This is a genomic window from Tessaracoccus yangjingae (assembly GCF_055326235.1).
Map to the genome: position 1 here is coordinate 38,393 of NZ_JBUZNN010000005.1, position 19,840 is coordinate 58,232.

The 19,840-nt window shown below is 71.4% G+C and carries 20 protein-coding genes; 10 read left to right on the forward strand and 10 right to left on the reverse strand.

What is annotated here, in order from left to right:
- Positions 1–12: 12 nt before the first annotated feature.
- Together ACZK5D_RS08945 and ACZK5D_RS08950 are read left to right on the forward strand one after the other, a co-directional pair.
- Entirely contained in the window at positions 13–438 is a 426-nt protein-coding gene (locus tag ACZK5D_RS08945; protein WP_463665037.1) for a hypothetical protein, read from the forward strand.
- An 18-nt stretch (positions 439–456) separates the two neighbouring features.
- Positions 457–2,214, forward strand: coding sequence for a DUF5671 domain-containing protein (locus ACZK5D_RS08950; RefSeq protein WP_463665166.1), 1,758 nt, complete (start codon positions 457–459; stop codon positions 2,212–2,214).
- A gap of 35 nt (positions 2,215–2,249) precedes the next feature.
- On the opposite strand, the gene ACZK5D_RS08955 is transcribed toward ACZK5D_RS08950, so the two are convergent.
- Positions 2,250–2,879: a cation efflux transmembrane domain-containing protein gene (locus ACZK5D_RS08955; protein WP_463665038.1), complete on the reverse strand. Its 630-nt coding sequence runs from the start codon at positions 2,877–2,879 to the stop codon at positions 2,250–2,252.
- A 126-nt stretch (positions 2,880–3,005) separates the two neighbouring features.
- Here ACZK5D_RS08955 and ACZK5D_RS08960 point away from each other — a divergent pair, with 126 nt between their 5' ends.
- From ACZK5D_RS08960 to mshB, 4 genes are all read left to right on the forward strand, one after another.
- Positions 3,006–4,001, forward strand: a complete 996-nt coding sequence (locus ACZK5D_RS08960; protein WP_463665039.1) for a Gfo/Idh/MocA family oxidoreductase — start codon at positions 3,006–3,008, stop codon at positions 3,999–4,001.
- Complete coding sequence (locus ACZK5D_RS08965; RefSeq protein WP_463665040.1) at positions 3,998–5,002, forward strand: Gfo/Idh/MocA family protein; 1,005 nt, start codon at positions 3,998–4,000, stop codon at positions 5,000–5,002. The genes ACZK5D_RS08960 and ACZK5D_RS08965 overlap by 4 nt, the downstream gene beginning before the upstream one ends.
- A 75-nt stretch (positions 5,003–5,077) precedes the next feature.
- A complete protein-coding gene (locus ACZK5D_RS08970; RefSeq protein ID WP_463665041.1) occupies positions 5,078–5,713 on the forward strand; it encodes an HAD-IA family hydrolase in 636 nt (211 codons plus the stop codon).
- A 195-nt stretch (positions 5,714–5,908) separates the two neighbouring features.
- Positions 5,909–6,796, forward strand: coding sequence for an N-acetyl-1-D-myo-inositol-2-amino-2-deoxy-alpha-D-glucopyranoside deacetylase (gene mshB, locus ACZK5D_RS08975; protein WP_463665042.1), 888 nt, complete (start codon positions 5,909–5,911; stop codon positions 6,794–6,796).
- A gap of 70 nt (positions 6,797–6,866) precedes the next feature.
- Here the strand turns inward: mshB and ACZK5D_RS08980 are convergent, their stop codons facing one another.
- The 5 genes from ACZK5D_RS08980 to ACZK5D_RS09000 form a co-directional block, all read right to left on the reverse strand.
- Positions 6,867–7,460 carry a CE1759 family FMN reductase gene (locus ACZK5D_RS08980; protein ID WP_463665043.1) on the reverse strand — a complete coding sequence of 198 codons (594 nt, stop codon included), beginning with the start codon at positions 7,458–7,460 and terminating at the stop codon, positions 6,867–6,869.
- A 156-nt stretch (positions 7,461–7,616) separates the two neighbouring features.
- Positions 7,617–8,771 (reverse strand): LLM class flavin-dependent oxidoreductase, encoded by a 1,155-nt coding sequence (locus ACZK5D_RS08985; RefSeq protein WP_463665044.1) that lies wholly within the window; start codon positions 8,769–8,771, stop codon positions 7,617–7,619.
- 66 nt (positions 8,772–8,837) lie between these two features.
- Positions 8,838–9,383, reverse strand: coding sequence for a hypothetical protein (locus ACZK5D_RS08990; protein WP_463665045.1), 546 nt, complete (start codon positions 9,381–9,383; stop codon positions 8,838–8,840).
- A gap of 7 nt (positions 9,384–9,390) precedes the next feature.
- On the reverse strand, positions 9,391–10,467 hold the full coding sequence (locus ACZK5D_RS08995; RefSeq protein ID WP_463665046.1) for a branched-chain amino acid aminotransferase: 1,077 nt from the start codon (positions 10,465–10,467) through the stop codon (positions 9,391–9,393).
- Between the two features lie 2 nt (positions 10,468–10,469).
- Positions 10,470–12,098 (reverse strand): ABC-F family ATP-binding cassette domain-containing protein, encoded by a 1,629-nt coding sequence (locus ACZK5D_RS09000; RefSeq protein WP_463665047.1) that lies wholly within the window; start codon positions 12,096–12,098, stop codon positions 10,470–10,472.
- 802 nt (positions 12,099–12,900) lie between these two features.
- Here ACZK5D_RS09000 and ACZK5D_RS09005 point away from each other — a divergent pair.
- Complete coding sequence (locus ACZK5D_RS09005) at positions 12,901–13,065, forward strand: hypothetical protein (RefSeq protein WP_463665048.1); 165 nt, start codon at positions 12,901–12,903, stop codon at positions 13,063–13,065.
- Positions 13,066–13,141: 76 nt separating this feature from the next.
- On the opposite strand, the gene ACZK5D_RS09010 is transcribed toward ACZK5D_RS09005, so the two are convergent.
- Both ACZK5D_RS09010 and ACZK5D_RS09015 read right to left on the reverse strand, forming a co-directional pair.
- Positions 13,142–13,558, reverse strand: coding sequence for a hypothetical protein (locus ACZK5D_RS09010; protein ID WP_458995340.1), 417 nt, complete (start codon positions 13,556–13,558; stop codon positions 13,142–13,144).
- A 28-nt stretch (positions 13,559–13,586) separates the two neighbouring features.
- The gene (locus tag ACZK5D_RS09015; protein WP_463665049.1) at positions 13,587–14,315 is read right to left on the reverse strand and encodes an SDR family oxidoreductase; all 729 of its coding nucleotides are present in this window, start codon (positions 14,313–14,315) and stop codon (positions 13,587–13,589) included.
- A 112-nt stretch (positions 14,316–14,427) separates the two neighbouring features.
- On the opposite strand from ACZK5D_RS09015, the gene ACZK5D_RS09020 reads away from it, so the two are divergent.
- Both ACZK5D_RS09020 and ACZK5D_RS09025 read left to right on the forward strand, forming a co-directional pair.
- A complete protein-coding gene (locus ACZK5D_RS09020; RefSeq protein WP_463665050.1) occupies positions 14,428–16,128 on the forward strand; it encodes a fumarate hydratase in 1,701 nt (566 codons plus the stop codon).
- 91 nt (positions 16,129–16,219) lie between these two features.
- Complete coding sequence (locus tag ACZK5D_RS09025) at positions 16,220–16,552, forward strand: hypothetical protein (RefSeq protein WP_463665051.1); 333 nt, start codon at positions 16,220–16,222, stop codon at positions 16,550–16,552.
- 78 nt (positions 16,553–16,630) lie between these two features.
- Here ACZK5D_RS09025 and ACZK5D_RS09030 read toward each other — a convergent pair whose 3' ends face one another.
- Positions 16,631–17,296: a response regulator transcription factor gene (locus ACZK5D_RS09030; protein WP_458995344.1), complete on the reverse strand. Its 666-nt coding sequence runs from the start codon at positions 17,294–17,296 to the stop codon at positions 16,631–16,633.
- Positions 17,293–18,747 carry a sensor histidine kinase gene (locus tag ACZK5D_RS09035; RefSeq protein WP_463665052.1) on the reverse strand — a complete coding sequence of 485 codons (1,455 nt, stop codon included), beginning with the start codon at positions 18,745–18,747 and terminating at the stop codon, positions 17,293–17,295. Before ACZK5D_RS09035 ends, ACZK5D_RS09030 begins: the two co-directional genes overlap by 4 nt.
- Before the next feature lie 126 nt (positions 18,748–18,873).
- Between ACZK5D_RS09035 and ACZK5D_RS09040 the strand changes: the two genes are divergently transcribed.
- Positions 18,874–19,422: a hypothetical protein gene (locus ACZK5D_RS09040; RefSeq protein ID WP_463665053.1), complete on the forward strand. Its 549-nt coding sequence runs from the start codon at positions 18,874–18,876 to the stop codon at positions 19,420–19,422.
- The last annotated feature ends 418 nt before the right edge of the window (positions 19,423–19,840 follow it).

Genomic DNA, 19,840 nt, shown 5'->3' on the forward strand with positions numbered 1-19,840 from the left:
GACTCTGGGGGTATGAACACGCGCCCGAACGTGGTGCTCGCGGTGGTGATCGCGATCGTGGCGCTGCTGGCCGTGCTCGCGGCGGTTTTCACCGCGACCCGTCAGCAGCCGGAGGCCGACCCGTCCACGCCCGACGGTGTGGTGCAGCTGTACGCGTTGGCCCTCATCAGGGGCGACGACGAGGAGGCCGTCACCTATCTGGACCCCTCGCTCGGCTGCTCCGCCCCCCTGCCCGGGGTGCCGCGACCGCTGCGCGTGAGCCTCACCGTCGCCGACACCAAGGTGACCGGCGAGCGTGCCACGGTCCTGGCGGATATCACGGAATCCCAGGGCGGCATGCTGGACACGTGGGAGCATCGCGAGGAGTTCCAGCTGCGCCAGACCGACGGCGAGTGGCTCCTCACCGGCCATCCCTGGCCGGTCTACGGCTGCAAGTAGGACTGGGGGTTGGTTGACATGGTCACCGGGTTCATCGGCCTGGCGGTGGTCGTCGGGCTCATCGCGCTCATCGCGGCGGGCGCCAGGCGTCGCGGCCCAGGCGTGGACGCGCGCAGCGTGCGCCGGTTCTTCCAGTACGCGGTCCTGTACGCGCTGGTGATCGTCGTCGCCCTGGGCGTCGTCGAACTGCTGGGGCGGCTCCTGGGGGCAGAGGTGCCCGAATGGCAGAACCCGTCGACCGAACTGGCCACGGGGCTGGCCTTCACCATCGTCGGCGGCGCGCTGCTGGCGCTCCTGGCGTGGTGGACCCGGCGGATGCACCGGGCGGACCCGGCGGAGGCCGAGTCCCCCGTGTGGGTGGCCTACGTCACACTCGCCGCGCTCACCGGCGCGGTGGTGGCGGCCTCGTCGGTGCAGAACGCCGGCTACATGCTGCTCTCGGACGGACGCCTCGACGCCGAGTCCGCGGCGCTGTTCGTCACCTGGGCGGCCGTGTGGTGGGCGCACTGGGAGATCGCCCGCCGCACGCTCGACACCGCACGCCAGACCCCGCACCTCCTGCTCGGCTCGCTGGTGGGGCTCATCTTCGCCGCGGCGGGCCTGGTGATCACGCTGGGCACCTCCCTGGACCTGTTGCTGCGGCCGGAGGCGGTCGGGCGGCCGCTTGGCATCCTCGGCGAGGGCGCCAGCACGCTGATCGTGGGTGCGCTCATCTGGGTGCGCTACTGGGCGACGGCGGCCGTCCATCTGCCGCGGCGGCCGTTGTGGCTGGCCCTCGTGCTGCCCCTGGGGGTGGGCGGCGGCCTGGTGATGGCGCTGGTGGCCGGCAGCCGGCTGCTGTGGAGCGTGCTGGTGTGGTTCCTTGGCGACAGGCAGGACATGTCGGCGTCGGTGCACTTCGACAGCGCCGCCCTGGAGCTGGCCGCGTTGCTGGTGGGGATCCTGGTCTGGTGGTACCACCGCTCCGTGCTCGCCACGGGGGCCGAGAAGGGCACGGCCCGGACCGAGCCCCAGCGGGTCTACGAGTACCTGGTGGCGGGCATCGGGCTGGTGGCCGCTGCCATCGGCGTCGGCACCGTGCTGGTGACGCTCATCGAGGCGGTCACCCCCGGCATCGACGCCGGCATGCCGGTGGTCAACACCCTGTGGGCGGCCGTGACGCTGCTGGTGGTCGGGGTGCCCGTGTGGTGGCTGTTCTGGCGGCGCGTGGGGCGCGGCGCCGCCGTCGATCCGACGGCGGAGGCGGCCTCGCCCACCCGTCGGGTCTACCTCGTGGTGCTGTTCGGGATCGCGGGTGTCGCGGCGGTGATCGCGTTGATCACGGCGGCGGTCACGCTGATGCAGGACGTGGTCGGGGGGACGCTCGGGCCGGCGACGGTGCGGTCCATGCGCTACGCGCTGGGCACCCTGGTGGGTGCCGCGGCAGTCTCGGCCTACCACGGCTCCGTGTTCCGGGCCGACCGGGTCTCCGGGGCGTCGGCCCGCCCACGTGGGCCGCGGACGGTGGTGCTGGTGGGCGCCGTCGGCCCGGAGGTGGACCGGGAGGTGTCGCACGCGACGGGTGCGCGGGTGGAGGTGTGGGGGCGCCTGGACGCTCCCGTCGCGGACTGGGACGTGGAGGCGCTGGCCGCCGGGCTGTCGGCCTACCCGGGCGCGGATGTGGTCGTGGTCGCGGAGGGGGACGGGTTCAGGATCGTGCCCGTTGACCCCAGCGGTCGCCGCGCGGCCGCCACGCAGCCTGCCCCGCCCGAGGCCCCCGTTCCTGCCGCTCCCTGACCGGGGCAGCCGCCGTCGAGGAGGGCCGGCGGGCGTCAGTCGTCGTCGACCTCTCCCGCCAGCGCCTTCGCGGCGAGGTTCTCCTCCTCCGCGACCTCCCACACCTCCTTGGCGGCCCGAAGGTTCAGCGCGACGATGCCGAGCCCGAGGATCAGGTCCGGCCAGCCGTTGGGCACCAGCGTGAGCGTCAGCACGCCCATCGCGATGATGCCGAGGTTGATGATCACGTCGTTGCGCGCGGCCAGCCAGGCGGCGCGGGAGAGGGACCCGCCGTGGTCGCGCTGGCGCAGCAGGAGCACAGCGCAGATGGAGTTGACCACTACCGCCCCGCCGGCGGTGACGATCAGCGACAGCGGGTCCGGGGCGTCTGGGTTCTGGAACTTGGCGACGGCCTGCCACAGCGCGGCCGCCGCGGGGACCAGGATGATGCCCGCCATCACCTTGCCCGCGACGGAGCGGTGGGCCAGCGGCCAGCCGAGCGCCACAAAGATAAGCAGGTTGACCGCGGTGTCCTCCAGGAAGTCCACCGAGTCCGCGAACAGCGAGACCGACCCGATGGCGAGCGCCACCGCGTTCTCCACGAAGAAGTAGCCGAGATTCAGCAGGGCGACGACGAGGACGGTGCGCCTGAGGGCGCGGACGTGGGTGGGGTCGATCTCGTGCACGGCGGACAGGCTACGCCCCCACCGATGCCCGACCTCGCCGCCGCCCCACCGCGACTTGGGCGCATGACTCTTCCGCGACACCCCCACATCGCGTAGGCTGAACTCACCCAAGAAAGGTCAGGACAAATGAGTCTCTCCATCGGGGTCATCGGCGCAGGCATCATGGGCGCCGATCACGCTCAGAACATCCACCGGTTCATCGCAGGCGCCGACGTCGTCGCCATCGCTGATCCGGACAAAGGCCGCGCCGAGGCGGCCATCTCCGGCATCCCCGGCGCCCGCGTCCTCCAGGACCCGGACCACCTGATCACCGCCGACGACGTGCAGGCCGTGGTCATCGCCTCCCCGGACTTCCTGCACGCGGACCAGGTGAAGGCCTGCCTCGAGGCGGGCAAACATGTGCTGGTCGAGAAGCCGCTGGCCTACGACTCCGCCACCTGCGCCGAGGTCGTGGCCGCACACCGGTCCGCCGTGGCAGGCGGGACGCCCCGCGCCGCCGTCGGATTCATGCGCCGCTTCGATCCGGGCTACGTGGCCATGAAGGCGGCCATCGCCTCGCGGAAGCACGGGCGTCCGCTCATGATCCACTCGGTGGGCCGCGGGGTGAGCTCCGGCCCGGGCGCCACCAACGAGTCCGTGATCTTCAACTCCGCCATCCACGACCTTGACCTCATCCCGTGGCTGCTCGACGCGCCGGTCACCGAGGTCAGCTGGCATGCCGGGCACCCCAGCTCGACGGCCACGGACCTGGCGGACCCGTTCCTCATCCTGGTGCGCACCGCGGACGGCTCGCTCAGCACCGTCGAGGTGTTCCTCAACGCCCGCTACGGCTACGACATCCGCTGCGATGCCGTGTGTGAGACGGGCGTGCTGACGGTCACCGAGCCGGCGAAGCTGCTGGTCAACGCCAACCTGGCCACGTCGTCGCCCATCGCGGCGGACTGGCGGCCCCGGTTCGCCGACGCCTACCGCCTCGAGCTGCAGGAGTGGGTGGACTCGGTGCGGGAGGGCAGGCCGTCGACGCTCGCCACCCTGGAGGACGCCGAGCGCGCCACCCTCGTCGGCGAGGCGGTCGTGGAGTCCATGCACGGCGGCGGGCTGTTCGTCGAAGTCGACCGGTGAGGGCGCTCCCCGAGCCGCGACCCGTCGGCGACGTGCCCAGTCTGCGCTGGGGCATCCTCGGCACCGGCTGGATCGCGCACCAGTTCGTCACCACGCTGCTGGCCCATACCGGCCAGCGGGTGGTCGCGGTGGGGTCGCGCAGTGTGGAGCGGTCGCGGGAGTTCGCGGGCGAGTTCGGCATCGAGCAGGCATACGGCTCCTACGAGGAACTCGTCGCCGCGGAGGTCGACGTGATCTACGTGGCGACGGGGCACCTGGACCACCTGGCCCACGCCGCGCTGGCGCTCGAGGCCGGCAAGCCGGTGCTGGTGGAGAAGCCGATGACCCCGCGCGTGGCGGACACGGAGGCGCTCGTCGCGCTCGCGCGGGAGCGGGGGTTGTTCTGCATGGAGGCCGTCTGGACGCTCGCCCTGCCGCGCTACGACGTGGTCCGCCAGGTCCTGGAGAGCGGGACCCTCGGCGACATCCAGTCGGTGGCCGCGGACATGGGCGAGTACCTCGTCGATCACCACCGCGCCATGGACCCGGCGCAGGGCGGCGGCGCGATGAACGACCTCGGCACGTATCCCCTGATGTTCGTGGGTTGGGTGCTGCCGTCGGCCCGCGTGGTGGGGGCAACTGGACAGCGGCACCCCAGCGGCTCGGTCGGGCAGTTCGCCGCCCTGTTGGTCGACGACGAGCACCGGCAGGCGCTGGTGCACGCGTCGATGGTGGCCGACACCCCCACGACGGCGGTGATCGCGGGATCTGAGGCCACGCTCGTCCTCGACGGCCCCTTCTATCACCCGGGCCCGGTGGAGGTGCGGTTCCGCGACGGCGAGGTGCTCCGCTGGGAGGAGGACCGCGTCGCGCACGTGGGGCTCTACCACGAGGCGCTCGAGGTGGCGAGGTGCATCGGCGCGGGGCTGACGGAGTCGCCGATCCGGCCGCTCGACGCGACGCTCGGAACCGTCCGGCTGATGGAGCGGGCCCGCGACCTCATGGGCGACCCGCTCACCTGACGCCTCGGCCCGTTGCCCGTGGGTGCCCTTCCCATCCGGACGGCGACCGGCTCCGGGGCGCGTAGGCTCGTGGGCATGTATCGCCACGTGTTCTGGGACATGGGCGGCACGCTCGTCGACACCTATCCGGCGCTCGATGCCGCGCTCGCGGGGGTGGTCGCGGCCCACGGGGGTGAGGTCGCGATCGGGGACGTGTCGCGGCTGACGCGCATCTCGACGGGGCACGCCGTCGCCACGCTCGCCGCGCGCTTCGGCCTGCCGGAGGCCGAGTTCGAGGCGGCGGAGGACGCCCTGAAGGAGCGGTACCGGACGGCGCCGGCACCCGCGATGCCCGGCGCCCACCGGCTCCTGCATGACGTGCGCGCCGCGGGAGGGCTCAACCTCGTGGTCACCCACCGCGACCGCCCCAGCGCGCAGACCCTGCTGGACGGCATCGGGCTCGAGGTCGACGACATGATCTCCACCGCCGACGGCTACCCGCGCAAGCCGGACCCGGCGATGTATCTCGCGATGCTTGAGCGGCACGGCCTGGACCCGGCCGAGTGCCTCGCCGTCGGGGACCGGCCCATCGACGCCGAGGCCGCCGCGGCCGCGGGCATCGCGACGGCGACGCTCGAGTCCCCGGAGGCCCCCGTGGACGACAGGGCGGACCACTCCGTCGCGTCGCTGGACGAGCTCCGGCCGCTGCTGGGGTTGGGCGGGAGAGACTGAGGGGCGCGGTGCGGTTTCTGTTCCTCCAGGCCGGTCCTCGGCGCCCCTGAGACCGCGAGGACGGGCCTGGAGGAACAGAAACCGCACCGCGAGACCCACGCCGAGCCCGGCGGGGTTGGGGACCTCGTCGATGGCCGACCCGATCCTCCTAGTTGAACATTGAATCACCCCTTGATGCGGCGTAGACTGACCGCCGTGAACCACCGCCTCCTCCTTGTGCACGCCCATCCCGACGACGAGTCCAGCCAGTCCGTCGCCACCATGGCGCGCTACCTCGACGAGGGCGGGCAGGTCACGCTGGTCACCTGCACGCTCGGCGAGCTGGGCGAGATCATGCTGCCGGAGTGGCAGCACTTCACCCCGGCGGAGCTGGGGGCGCACCGTCGCGGCGAGATCGACCAGGCGCTGCGCGAGGTGGGGGTCACGGACCACGTCTACCTCGGCGGCGCCGGCCGCTATCACGACTCGGGCATGACCACCGGCCCAGACGGTCGCGCGGCCGTGCCCGACGACATGCCCGACAACGCCTTCTGGCGCGCGGACCTGCTGGAGGCGGCCAACCACCTCGTCGAGGTCATCCGCACCCGGCGCCCGCAGGTGGCGGTCACCTACGACCCCCACGGCAACTACGGCCACCCGGATCACATCCAGGCGCACCGGGTGCTGATGTACGCGAGCGCGCTGGCCGCGTCGCCGTCGCACCGCCCGGACCTGGGCGCGCCCTGGCGGATCAGGCGGATCCTGTGGAACACGCACAACACGGAGCGCTGGGTGGAGGCGTACGCGATCGCCAAGGAACGCGGCCTTGACCTCTGGTCCGAGGACGAGCGCGACGCCGACAGCTTCGGCCCGGATCCCGCACAGATCGTCGCCCTGATCGAGACGGCCCCCTGGCTCGACGTGTGCCGCCGCGCTCTGGGCGCCCACCGCAGCCAGGTCAACATCGAGCACCCGTTCTGGCAGTTCTACAGCATCATGCAGGAGCTCCCGGGCTCCGGGGAGGCCTACCTGCTGGGCTCCGGCGAGCCGTTCCCCGAGGGCGCCGGGCGGGCCACCTGCCTGTTCGACGGCCTCGACGACTGACCCACTCCCCCAGGCACAGACCACGGCCCCGCGATGACGATCATCGCGGGGCCGTGCTCGTCCGGGGCGGTCAGCCCGCCAGCAGCGCCTCGAACTCGACGAACTCGTCCGCCTGCCGTGAGGCGGAGCGACCGCCCGCGACGGCGTCGGCCAGCTCGGCCGCGCCCCGTCGGACCCTCGAGCTCAGCGCGGCCGAGCCGATGCCGAAGTCGGAGGTCGCGGCGAAGATCGCGGTGCGCACCGGCTCCGCGCCGAGGTAGCTGAAGAGCGGGCGCATGGCGAACTCGAGCATGAGCGAGTGCCGCTCCGTGCCGCCGGTGGCGGCGAGGAGGACCGGCTTGCCGTCGAGGGTGCCCGGCTCGAGGATGTCGAAGAAGCTCTTGACGAGCCCGCTGACGGAGGCGGAGAAGGTGGGCGAGACCACCACCAGCGCGTCTGCGCGTGCCACGTCCTCGACGGCCCGGGCGAGGTCACCCGTCGGGAATCCGCTGAGCATGGCGTCGACGATGGGGTGGGCGAGCTCGCGGAGCTCGACCACCGTCTCCTCGAGGGTCTCCCCGCGGGTGGCGAGGTCGTCGCGGAGGTGGACGAGGATGTCGTCGGCGAGGACGCGGGTGGACGAGGGCGTGCCGAGGCCGCCGGAGATCACGACGATGCGGGACATGGCTTCACTTTCGGTAGGTGGGTGCGGGGAGGCGGTGCCTGGGTGGGGTGGGGTTTGAGCCGATGGATGGGTTCGCGGAAATCTGGATCGTTCAAAAGGCCGATCCGCGGGTTGAGCCCATCCATTGGCTCAAACCCCACCCTCGCCGAGCGCCGATCAGAGGCGGTTGTCGTCCTCGGCGCGGGTGCCGGTCCAGCGGTCGACGGAGGGCTCGACCCGCTCGGTTGCCTCGACGAAGCCCCGCGCCGCGACCAGCGACGCGTGCGTCGGCGCGTCGGGCACGTGGGCCGGCTTCAGCGCCGCGAACTCCTTGCGCAGCACGGGAACCACCTCCTCGCCCAGGAGGTCGAGCTGCTCCAGCACGGTCTTCTGGGGGAGGCCCGCGTGGTCCATGAGGAACAGCTGGCGCTGGTAGTCGCCGGCGTACTCGCGGAACCCGAGTACCCGCTCGATCACCTGCTGCGGCGACCCGACGGTCAGCGGCGTCTCCCGGGTGAACTCCTCGAGCGACGGGCCGCCGCCGTAGACGGGGGCGTTGTCGAAGTAGGGCCGGAACTCGCGCACGGCGTCCTGCGAGTTCTTCCGCATGAACACCTGCCCGCCGAGCCCGACGATGGCCTGGTCCGCGCGCCCGTGGCCGTAGTGCTCGAAGCGGCGCCGGTACAGCTCGACCATGCGACGGGTGTGGCTGGGCGGCCAGAAGATGTTGTTGTGGAAGAAGCCGTCTCCGTAGTAGGCGGCCTGCTCCGCGATCTCGGGGGACCGGATCGAGCCGTGCCACACGAAGGGGGGCACGCCGTCGAGCGGGCGCGGCGCCGACGTGAAGCCGTGCAGCGGCGTGCGGTGCTTCCCCTGCCAGGTCACCATCTCCTCGCGCCACAGCTGGTGCAGCAGCGAGTAGTTCTCCACCGCCAGCGCGATGCCGTCGCGGATGTCCTTGCCGAACCACGGGTACACCGGCCCCGTGTTGCCGCGACCCATCATGAGGTCGACGCGGCCGCCGGACAGGTGCTGCACGTAGGCGTAGTCCTCGGCCAGGCGCACCGGGTCGTTGGTGGTGATCAGCGTGGTGGCCGTGGAGAGGATCAGCCTCTCTGTGGCCGCGGCCAGGTAGGCCATGAGCACGGGCGGGTTGCCGGGGGCGACGAACGGCGGGTTGTGGTGCTCCCCCGTCGCGAAGACGTCGAGCCCCACCTCCTCGGCCTTCTTCGCCAGCTCCACCGTCGCCCGGATCCGCTCCTGCTCGGTGGGCGTGCGGCCGGTGGTGGGGTCCGTGGTGACGTCCCCGATGGTGAAGATCCCGAACTGCATGACTGCTCCCAACTTGTGGATTTCCTCTACGGTAACCCAAACAAGTTGAAAACGAAACTATTCCCGTCAGGTTGCGGCGGATTGTCCCTGAGCCGCCCGGCGCCCCAGGAGCCACATGACCCCGCCCGCCACCAGCAGCACCGCCCCGGTGCCGCCCAGGATGATGGCGCCGATGAGCGCGCGCACCGCGCCCACATCGTTGCGCACGTCCAGGGGCGGGGCCACCACCACGCCGTCGCCCTCCTGGCACACGATGATGTAGTCCCCAGTCAGCTCGCCGGGGCCGCCCATCTTGCCGATCGACTCGTAGGTCACGTCGTTGAGCGGGAACGTGTAGAAGCCCTCCAAGGCGAGGTTCGGGACCGCGTCGGTGGGTCCGTAGACGTCGCAGGTGGGCACCACCCCGGCCGGTGCGTAGACCACCTGGATCTCGCCGTCGCTGACGGGGACGACGGTGTCGCCGTCCACCCGGATCACCCCGGCCGTCTCGGGCACCACCCGCGTCAGCCCCTGACCAGCGATGACGCCCCAGAGGATGCCCGCCGAAAGCAGCAGCGACCCGATGAGGGCGAGGATCAGGGCCACCTTGCCGTGCGGCTGGAGGGTGCTCATGGGTGCGTCAGCAGACCTTGCGGGTCCAGCCGAACTTGTCCTCCGCGCGCCCGAACTGGATGTCGACGAGGCGCTGGCGGATGGCGCGCGTCTTCGGGCCGGGCCGGCCGTCGGCAACGGTCTGCACGCCGCGCTGGGGGGAGTTGAAGCCGGTGATCGGCGTGACGACGGCGGCCGTTCCGCACGCGAACACCTCGGGGATCTGCCCGGATTCGACGCCGTCGAGCACCTCGTCGACGGAGATGGGCCGCTCGACGGCGGTCAGCCCATGCTCGGCCGCCAGAGCCAGGATGGACTCGCGCGTCACGCCCGCCAGGATGGAGCCGAGGGCCGGGGTGACCAGCTCGTCGTCGGCGGTGACGAACATGACGTTCATGGTGCCGCACTCCTCCACCCACTTGTGCTCGGCGCCGTCGGTCCACAGCACCTGGCTGCAGCCGTTGGCGTAGGCCTCCTGCGTGGCGACAAGGCTGGCGGCGTAGTTGCCGCCGCACTTGGCCGTGCCCGTGCCGCCGGGGGCGGCGCGGGTGTAGTTGGGCGTGATCCAGAGCTTGACCGGCTCCGAGTAGTACGGGCCGGCCGGGGTGGCGATGACGGCGAAGCGGTAGCTGTTGGCCTCGCGGACGCCCAGGTAGGGCTCGGAGGCGATCATGAACGGGCGCAGGTAGAGGCTCTGCTCGTTCTCGCCCACCGGCACCCAGTCCCGCTCCAGCTTGACGAGCTCGGTGACCGAATCGAGGAACAGCTCCTCGGGCAGCACCGCCATGCCCATCCGCTGGGCGGACTGCACGAACCGGGCGGCGTTGCGCTCGGGCCGGAACAGCCAGATGGAGTCGTCGTCTCGGCGGTAGGCCTTGAGCCCCTCGAAGATCTCCTGCCCGTAGTGCAGGACCGCGGCCGCCGGGTGGAGGGCCCACTCCGTCATGGGCACGATCCGCGGCTCCTGCCAGCCGTCGCCGGCCTGGAAGTCGATGACGGCCATGTGATCCACGTAGTAGCGGCCGAAACCGGGGTCCGCGAGCGCGGCCAGGCGGGCGGCGTCCGAGGTGGGCGTGGTGGTGCGGGTGAGCGAGAACATGGCCATGGTCACTGATGGTAGACCCCCGGTTTTCCACCGTCCCCGGTGTCCACAGGTTCGACCGCCTCCGCGATGGAGCCGTCCGGACGCAGCTCGAGCCGCCTGTCGACGGCGAGCCGGGCCAGGAAGTCGTCGTCGTGGGAGACCACGAGCAGCCCTCCGCGGTACTGCGTCAGGGCGTCGACGAGGACCCCGACGGTGGCGAGATCGAGGTTGTTGGTGGGCTCGTCGAGGATCAGCAACTGGGCGGGCGGTTCGGCCAGGAGGAGTGCGGCCAGCGCGGCCCGGAACCGCTCGCCTCCGGAGAGGGTGCTGAGCGGGCGGAGCACGGTGTCGCGGCGGAGCCCGAACCTGGCGAGGCGGTTGCGGATGGTCCCGGGGTCGACGGTGGGCGCGGCCTCGCGGACACAGTCCAGGACGGCCATGCGGTCGTCGAGGTGGTCGAGGCGCTGGGGCAGATACCCGACGCGTGCGGTGATCGACCCCGTCGGGCCGTGCCCGGGCCTGTCCGCCGTGGCCACCATGGACCCGATGAGCACCGTCTTGCCCACACCGTTGGGACCGGTCAGCGCGACCCGCTCCGGCCCCTGGATCACGTGGACCGCGCCGTCGGACCCGCACAGCTCCGCCAGCCGCCGCCCCGCCCCGACACCCGGGTCCGGCAGGTCGATGCGCACGCGGTCGTCGTCGCGGAGGCGCGCCTCGGCGTCGTCGACGGCGGACCGCGCGGCCGCGATCTTCTCGTCGAACTCCCCCCTGGCCTTCGCGACGGCCTTCTCGGAGCGGTTGGCGTAGAAGTCGCGGGCCGCCTTGCTCACGCCGCGGGCGGCGGCCGGTTTGCCCGCGTGCTCCCGCCTGGCAAGGCGCTTCTCCGCCTCCACCTTCTGCCGGCGCTCGACGCGCAGCTTCTGCTCGGCCGTCCGGAGCGCCCGCTGGGCCACCTCCTGCGCCACACCCACCGCCTCGCGGTACACCTCCCAGTTGCCGCCGAACAGCTCGACCCCGCCGTCGCGGACCTCGACGATGGCCCCGACCCGGCGCAGGAGTTCCACGTCGTGGCTGACCACCACGGCGGTGCGGCGCCAGCGCTCGAGGAGGTCGTAGACGCGGGCGCGGGTGTCGCGGTCGAGGTTGTTGGTGGGCTCGTCGAGAAGCACCACGTCGAGGCGGCGCACGCTCAGCCCCACCAGGGCCACCAGCATCGCCTCGCCCCCGGACAGGGTGCCGACGGGGCGGTCGAGCCCCAGGTCCAGGCCGACGGCGCCCAGCTCCTCGGCGGCGCGGGCCTCGACGTCCCAGTCGTCGCCCACCGCGTCGAAGTGGGCAGGATCGGGGTCGCCGGCGGCGATGGCGCCGATCGCGTCGACCTGCGCCCTGATGCCGAGGAGGTCGGCCACGGTGTCGTCGGTGCGCAGGATCAGGTCCTGCGGCAGGTGACCGAGGCGACCCTCGACGGTGACGGCGCCCGCCGTCGGGACAAGTTCGCCGGTGATGAGCTTCAGCAGGGTGGACTTGCCCGAGCCGTTGTCGCCGACGACCCCGGTGACCCCCGGCGGAAACGCGACGGTGACGTCGTCGAGGCAGGCGGCGCCGTCCGGCCAGGCGAGGTGGACGTGGTTGAACGTGACAGAAAACAAGAGGCACTCCGATCGATCAGCTTGGGGGCGCTGAGACCGGAGCGGACAGCTCGACGGGCCTCAGCGCAGGGGCGCGGTGCCGATCAGATCTGTCACTGGAGTGCTCCTCGTGCGGGAATACGTCCCGACCATGATGCCATGTAGCGGGCCAGGAAGACACTGCTCGACGTAGCGGGCCAGGATGACACTGCTCGACAAACCAGACGTGGGATGCGCAGGAGGGTGGGGGTCGGCAGGGCGGCTGGGCGCAGGGATGCCCAGCCCGAGGGGCACCCAGAACAACCCGCCTGAAGCAGACCCCCGCCAGGGCCGCCCTGACGGCACCCGCCCGGAACCGACCACGCCACAGGAAGACGAGTGCAGGGAGACGTGAGACGAGGCCCGGGCGGCCTCAACTACCCAACCCAAGACCAACACGCGGCCAACAAGCAGTAGGTGGTCAAGGGCCGCACGGGCCTCGTGTCAGGGCTCCCTGCACCGACAGCGGGACTTGACCGACGCGGCGTCGGGGTCGGGTCCACACGAAGCCAACGTTGGCTTCGACACGCGCGGAGCCGCAAGCGGCTCGGCGCGGCTCAACCAGCGGAAAGGGGCCCGGCTCAAGCAGCGCAAGGGGGCCAGTCTGGAGGCGAGCGGGCGTTAGGTGAGTGCGAGGGTGGGGGACGGCAGGGCGGCTGGGCGCAGGGATGCCCAACCCGAGGGGCACCCAGAAGAACCCGCCTGAAGCAGGCTCGAGCCAGGGCCGCCCTGCCGGCACACGCCCGAACCCGACCACGCCACAGGCAGACCAGTGCAGGGAGACGTGAGACGAGGCCCGGGCGGCCTCAACCACCCGACCACAGCCAAGCACACGGCCGACAAGCAGACGGCGGACAAGGGCCGCACGGGCCTCGACTCAGGGCTCCCGGCACCCAACAGCGGTACCCGGGTCCCTGGACAGGCGCACGACGGTTTCGACACGCGCTGAGCCGCAGGCGGCTCGGCGCGGCTCAACCAGCGGAAGGGGCGGCTCGGCGCGGCTCAACCAGCCGTCGGGAGAGCGGTCAGTCCTGGGGGATGCGGCCCTCGAGCGCCCAGGCGAGGAACTCCTTCAAGTCACCCGTCTCGCCGTCGCGACCCCCGCGGCCGATCACCAGGGGCGCAAGCGTGGGCTCGAGCTTGACGCCGCGCAGCCGCTCCATCCAGCCACCGGGGACGGTCAGCGAGTAGTAGTTGCCCTCGGTGTCGATGCCGACGGAGTGGTTGGTGCGCAGGTACCAGCCCACCTTGTCCGTCTTCACCGGGTGCCCGCTCAGCGTCTTCGCCTGCAGCGGCCTGGGCTCCAACCCTTGGGCGCGCGCGGCGACGATGAACTCGTCGATGAGCACCTTCGCCCGGGCGGCCTCCGCGCGGGCGTGCCCCTCGGTGAGCTCGTGCCGGATCTTGGCCGCCTTCTGGCGCTCGCTGAGTTCCTCTGCCACCCCTCAAGGCTAGACGACGATGCCCGGCTCAGATCGTGAAGCCCCCGTCGACCAGAATCTCCTGGCCGGTGATGTAGGCCGCCTCGTTCGTGGAGAGGAATGCGACCGCCGCCGCGACCTCCTCAGGCTCCCCGAACCTGCGCGCAGGGATGGTGGACTTGAGGCGCTGCGCGTCCGCCGCGTCCGTGTGGAGCCGCTTCAGCCGCTCGGTTGCGGTGTAGCCCGGCGCGACGGTGTTACAGGTCACCCCGTCGGCCGCGACCTCCATCGCCAGCGTCCGAAGATGATTGGTCACCGCGGCGCGCATGGCGTTGCTCACCGGAAGCGTGAGGGCCGGGCGCCGCACCGTCAGGCTGGTGATCGCGACGATCCTCCCCCACCCCCTGGACCGCATGCCGGCCAGCACGCCGTCGACCAGCCGCACCGTCGACATGAACGTGGTCTCGAACCCGGCGCCCCAGGCGTCCTCCGTGACCTGGCTGGGCAGCCCCGGCGGCGGTCCCCCCGCGTTGCTGACCAGGATGTCCACGTCACCGGCCCGGTCGATCAGGCGCAGCACGTCGTCCACGTGGCTCACGTCCGCCGGCACCCAGGAGGCGCCGATCCGCGCCGCGGCCGCCTTCAGCTCGGCCGCGTTTCGCGCCGCGATGGTGACGTCTGCCCCCATCTCGCGCAACGCCTTCGCCGTGGCGAACCCGATGCCCCTGCTCGCCCCCGTGACCAGGGCGCGCTTTCCGTCGATCCTGAACATGCCCATGGCACGACGCTACTCCGCCCGCGGGCCGGTGAGGAGCCAAACCGCGACCCCCGCCCATCCTCCCCGGGACCCGTCTGAGAAACTGGCAGCGACGGTTCCCAAGGAGGTCCCCATGCCGGAATTTCGCTACGTTGACATGCTGCCGATCGGGCACGACGAGACGCCCTACCGCCTGCTCACCACAGAGGGCGTGGAGGTCGTGGAGGGCCCCGAGGGCCGACGGTTCCTCAAGGTGGCGCCGGAGGCCCTGACGCTCCTGGCCGAGACCGCGATGCACGACATCGCCCACTACCTGCGCCCCGCGCACCTGCAGCAGCTGCGCAACATCCTCGACGACGAGGAGGCCTCCCCCAACGACAAGTTCGTGGCGCTGGACCTCATGAAGAACGCCAACATCGCGGCAGGGGGCGTGCTGCCGATGTGCCAGGACACCGGCACCGCGATCATCATGGGCAAGCGCGGCCAGCAGGTGCTCAGCGAGGGCACCGACGAGCGCCCGCTGTCGATGGGCGTGTTCAACGCTTACACCAAGCTCAACCTGCGCTACTCGCAGAACGCGCCGCTGACCATGTGGGACGAGCGCAACACCGGCTCCAACCTGCCCGCGCAGATCGAGCTGTACGCCGACACGGCCGAGGGCCACGAGAACTCCTACAAGTTCCTCTTCATGGCCAAGGGCGGCGGCTCGGCGAACAAGAGCTACCTGTACCAGGAGACGAAGGCGGTGCTGAACCCCGCGTCGATGATGAAGTTCCTGGAGGAGAAGCTCCGCTCGCTGGGCACCGCGGCCTGCCCGCCGTACCACCTGGCCATCGTCGTGGGCGGCACCTCGGCCGAGTTCGCGATGAAGACGGCCAAGTACGCCTCCGCGAAGTACCTCGACACGCTCCCCACCGAGGGCTCGATGGCGGCCAATGGCTTCCGCGACGTCGAGCTGGAGAACGAGGTGCTGGAGCTCACCCGCAAGCTCGGCATCGGCGCGCAGTTCGGCGGCAAGTACTTCTGCCACGACGTCCGCGTCATCCGCCTCCCCCGCCACGGCGCGTCGCTGCCGGTGGCGATCGCGGTCAGCTGCTCCGCGGACCGCCAGTGCCTCGGCAAGATCACCCCGGAGGGCGTGTTCATCGAGCAGCTCGAGTTCGACCCGGCCCGCTTCATGCCCGAGCACGTCGACGAGGAGCTCGACGCGCAGACCGACGGCATCACCGGCACGGGTCAGGGCGCGGCGGTGCGCATCGACCTCAACCGCCCCATGCCCGAGATCCTCGACGAGCTGCGCAAGCACCCCGTCAAGACGCGCGTCATGCTGAACGGGCCCCTCATCGTGGGCCGCGACATCGCGCACGCCAAGATCAAGGAGCGCCTCGACGCCGGCGAGCCCATGCCGCAGTACCTCAAGGACCACCCCGTCTACTACGCCGGCCCGGCGAAGACGCCCGAGGGCATGGCGTCGGGGTCGTTCGGCCCCACGACGGCGGGGCGCATGGACTCCTACGTGGACCAGTTCCAGGGCGCGGGCGGCTCGATGATCATGCTCGCGAAGGGCAACCGCTCGAAGTCCGTCACCGACGCGTGCCACAAGCACGGCGGGTTCTACCTCGGCTCCATCGGCGGCCCGGCCGCCCGGCTGGCGCAGGACTGCATCAAGCACGTCGAGGTGGTCGAGTACCCCGAGCTGGGCATGGAGGCCATCTGGAAGATCGACGTGGTGGACTTCCCGGCCTTCATCATCGTCGACGACAAGGGCAACGACTTCTTCGCCGAGGTGAACAAGCCCATCGCGCTGAGCATCCCGAAGCGCGAAGGGATCTGACTCCACGACGCCCGGATGAGAGTTTTCTCATCCGGGCGTCGTGCTGCCCTCATCGGGGCGCGGTTGACTGGTGCCGTCGAGGAGGTCTGGGATGAGACGAACGCTGGCCGGGCTGGTGCTGATCGTGGCGGTGGCCGCCGCGGGCGTGTGGGCGGTGGCGGTCATGTCCCGCCCCACGAGCGCCCCCGAGCGGGAGCCGGCCCTGGTGGTGCCGGCCGCCGGTTCACCCACACCGATGGCGACGCCGTCGGTGACCCCCTCGGCCGCCCCCTCAGTCACGCAGAGTGCCCCGACCCCTGAGGCCACCCAGGCCCCCGGCACCGCGTCGGCGCCCAAGCCCAGCGCCTACGACGACGACGACGATGACGACGACGACCGCTCCGGCTCGGGCAAGGACGACGACGACAAGGACGACGACGACTGACGGCTGACCGGCCGGGGCGTCAGGGTCGAACGCAGCCGAGGCCGCACGCCCTGCGGCCGCGCGCCTGCCGGGGGCGGGTCACACCAGCCGGTAGCCCATCCCCCGCACTGTCTCGAACCGCTCCCTGCCCAGCTTCCCGCGCAGGTAGCGCACGTACACGTCGACGACGTTGGAGCCCGGGTCGAAGTCGAATCCCCACACGTTGCTCAGCAGCTGCTCGCGGCTCAGCACCTGTCCGGGGTTGCGAAGGAACGTCTCGGCAAGGGCGAACTCCCGCGCCGAGAGGTCCACCGACCGCTCCCCCACCGTCGCGCGGCGCGTCCTGAGGTCCAGGGTCAGCCCGTTGTGGCTGAGCTGCGTCGGGTCTCCGCCGGAGGTCCCCGTGTCGGTGCGCAGGCGCAGCCGGATCCGCGCCAGCAGCTCCTCGAAGGAGAACGGCTTAGGCATGTAGTCGTCGGCGCCGCCCTCGAGGCCGGCCACGCGGTCCGCCACCGACGAGCGGGCCGTGAGCAGGATCACCGGCACCGCCACGCCCTGGCCCCGGATGCGTTCCAGCACCTCGAACCCGTCGATGTCCGGCAGGCCCACGTCGAGGACCACGAGGTCGAACCCGCCGTGGATGGCCAGCGAGGCGCCCTCCGCGCCGCTCGCCGTCGCATGGGACGTGAACCCCGCGGACTTCAGCCCCTTCGCAATGAACGCGGCGATCCGCGTCTCGTCCTCGATGATCAGGATGGTGCTCATGTGACGTCTACCTCCTCGACGGCGCGCTCCGGCCCGAGCGGCAGATTGATGGTGAACGTGGACCCGACGCCGGGCTCGGACTCGATGTCCAGGCGCCCGCCGTGCGCCGCCACGATCGACTCGACGATGCTGAGGCCCAGCCCGGCGCCCGGCGCGTGGTCCTCGGCCTCGCGGGTGCGCCCGAACCGCCGACGCACGGAGTCCAGCTGATCCGGCGCGATCCCGATCCCCTCGTCGCGGACCCACAGCTGCACCTCGCCGCGGTGCAGCCGCGACCCCAGGGAGATGGCCGACCTCGGCGACGAGTACTTCACCGCGTTGGCCGCCAGCTGGAGCCACGCCTGGGTGATCCGCGCCGGATCCAGCCACGCGTCGGCGGACGCGACCCGCTCCAGCCGCCACACCCGGTCTCCGAGGGCCCTCGCCTTCTCCAGCGTCTGGTCCGTGAGCGGCGCGAGGTCCACCCACCGCGGCTGGACGAAGTCGACCTCGCCCGCCCTGGCGAGCATGAGGAGGTCGTTGACGAGCACCCCCATCCGGTCCACCTCCTCCAGCACCAGGTCCCGGGTCTGGCGGACGTCCGTGGGGTCGTGCACGTCGACGAGCTCCATGTGCCCGCGGACCACGGTGATGGGGGTGCGCAGCTCGTGACCCACGTCGTCGAGGAGCTGCCGCTGGCCCTCGACGGAGTGCTGGACCCGGTCCAGCATGCGGTTGAGGGTCGCGGACAGGGCGGTGAGGTCGTCGTTGCCGCGGAGGGGGACGCGGGTGGTGAGATCGCGCTGGTCGATGGACTCGGCGGCCTCGCGCAGCTCCTCGATGGGCCGCAGCAGCCGGCCGACCACCAGCCAGGCCACGAACACCACCAGAGCCAGCGTGGCCAGGGCGACGGCCCAGTAGACCGTCATGGTGCGGCTGAGCTCGGCCTCGGCGAGATCGCGGTCCACCACGTGCAGGAGGGCCCCGGTCTCGGTGGGGAACTTCACGGGCACGAGCAGCAGGTGGTAGTTGCCGGCCGCCGTGCGGACCCGCTCCAGGATGATCTCGTCGCCGGTGGCCCAGGGCGTGGCCATGGCCATCAGCTCGGCGTCGTCTTCCGGCCGCAGCGGCACGTCCTCGGAGGCCACCCACCGCACCTGGGACCCGACGAACGCCACCTCGCCCTCACCCGGCCCCACGACGGTGCGCTCGAGGTAGGTGCGCAGCAGCTCGGAGGGCCCGGCGAAGGCCGCCCCCGTCGTCGGGTCCACCCCGCGGGAGGCCAGGACCCGCAACTCGTCGCGGGTGCGCTCCAGCTGCGCGTCGAGGTTGGCCGAGATGGCCCGGTCCTGCACGATCGCCACGATGGCACCGGAGGTGAGCAGCGACAGGCCCGCGAGCAGCACCATCGCCCACATGATGCGGGCCCGGATGGTGACCCGGGCCGTGCGCTGGGGGTCGGTGGCGGTCATGGCCCCAGTCTGCCCGCTCCCGGAGCGCCGGCGCCCTGGATGAGAGAGGTCTCACGCTCCTGTACTGGCAGCCCTCATGTTCCGACTGTCTGATGGTGTCCACAGCCACCCACGAAGGAGCAGATCATGGCACTCTCACCCCTCACCTGGTTCGCAGCCGCAGCGCTCGGCGTCACCGCCGTCGGAGGAGGACTGTTCGCCTCCGCCGTCAACCAGCCCGAGCTCGCCCGGCCGGCCGCCACCGTCTCGTCCTCGCTGTCGCCGAGCGACGACGACACCCTGCCGATCCTGGTCCCGGCCGGATCCGCGAGCCCCTCCTCCAGCTCGAGCCCGTCGTCCTCGACCCTCAGCCCCTCGTCGGCTTCCGCGTCGCCGTCGGCGACCACCGACGACAAGGGCGGCCTGCGTGATCGCGACGACCGCTTCGAGCCCGGCGACGACCGCACCTCTCGCTCTGACGACGACCTGGACGACCGGTACGACGACGACCTGGACGACCGGTACGACGACCTGGACGATCGCTGGGACGACCGGGACGATGACGGTCGCGACGACGACTCCGATGATCGCTACGACGACTCCGACGACCGCCACGACGACGATGACGACGACGACCGCTGGGACGACTCGGACGATCGCCACGACGACGATGACGACGACTGGGACGACGACTGACCCGTCGGCCGCTGAACCGTCCACCTGACACCGACGCCCAGACGCTCCCCAGCGTCTGGGCGTCGTCTGCCGTGCGACCGACCGTTGAGCCTGACACGGCTCTCGCTGAACCCCGTTGAGCCTGATTCGAACCTCAAAGACCTTGAAACGATCGAATCACGCAAACCGGGCGTTGACCCCCATTTCAGGCTCAAACCCCGTCACCGAGAGCCGTGTCAGGCTCAAACCCCGTCACCGAGAGCCGTGTCAGGCTCAACTCCCCACGCCGGGCGCGAGGCCAGGGCCACCGTCCATCCAGGCGTCAGGCTTGTGGAAACCTCACAACGTTTGCCGCGCGATATTGAGCCGCAACCCCTTCACTAGCGCCAATCGGGCACGCACCGACGCGCCGACTCGCGCAGCCGCCCACAGGCGTGCC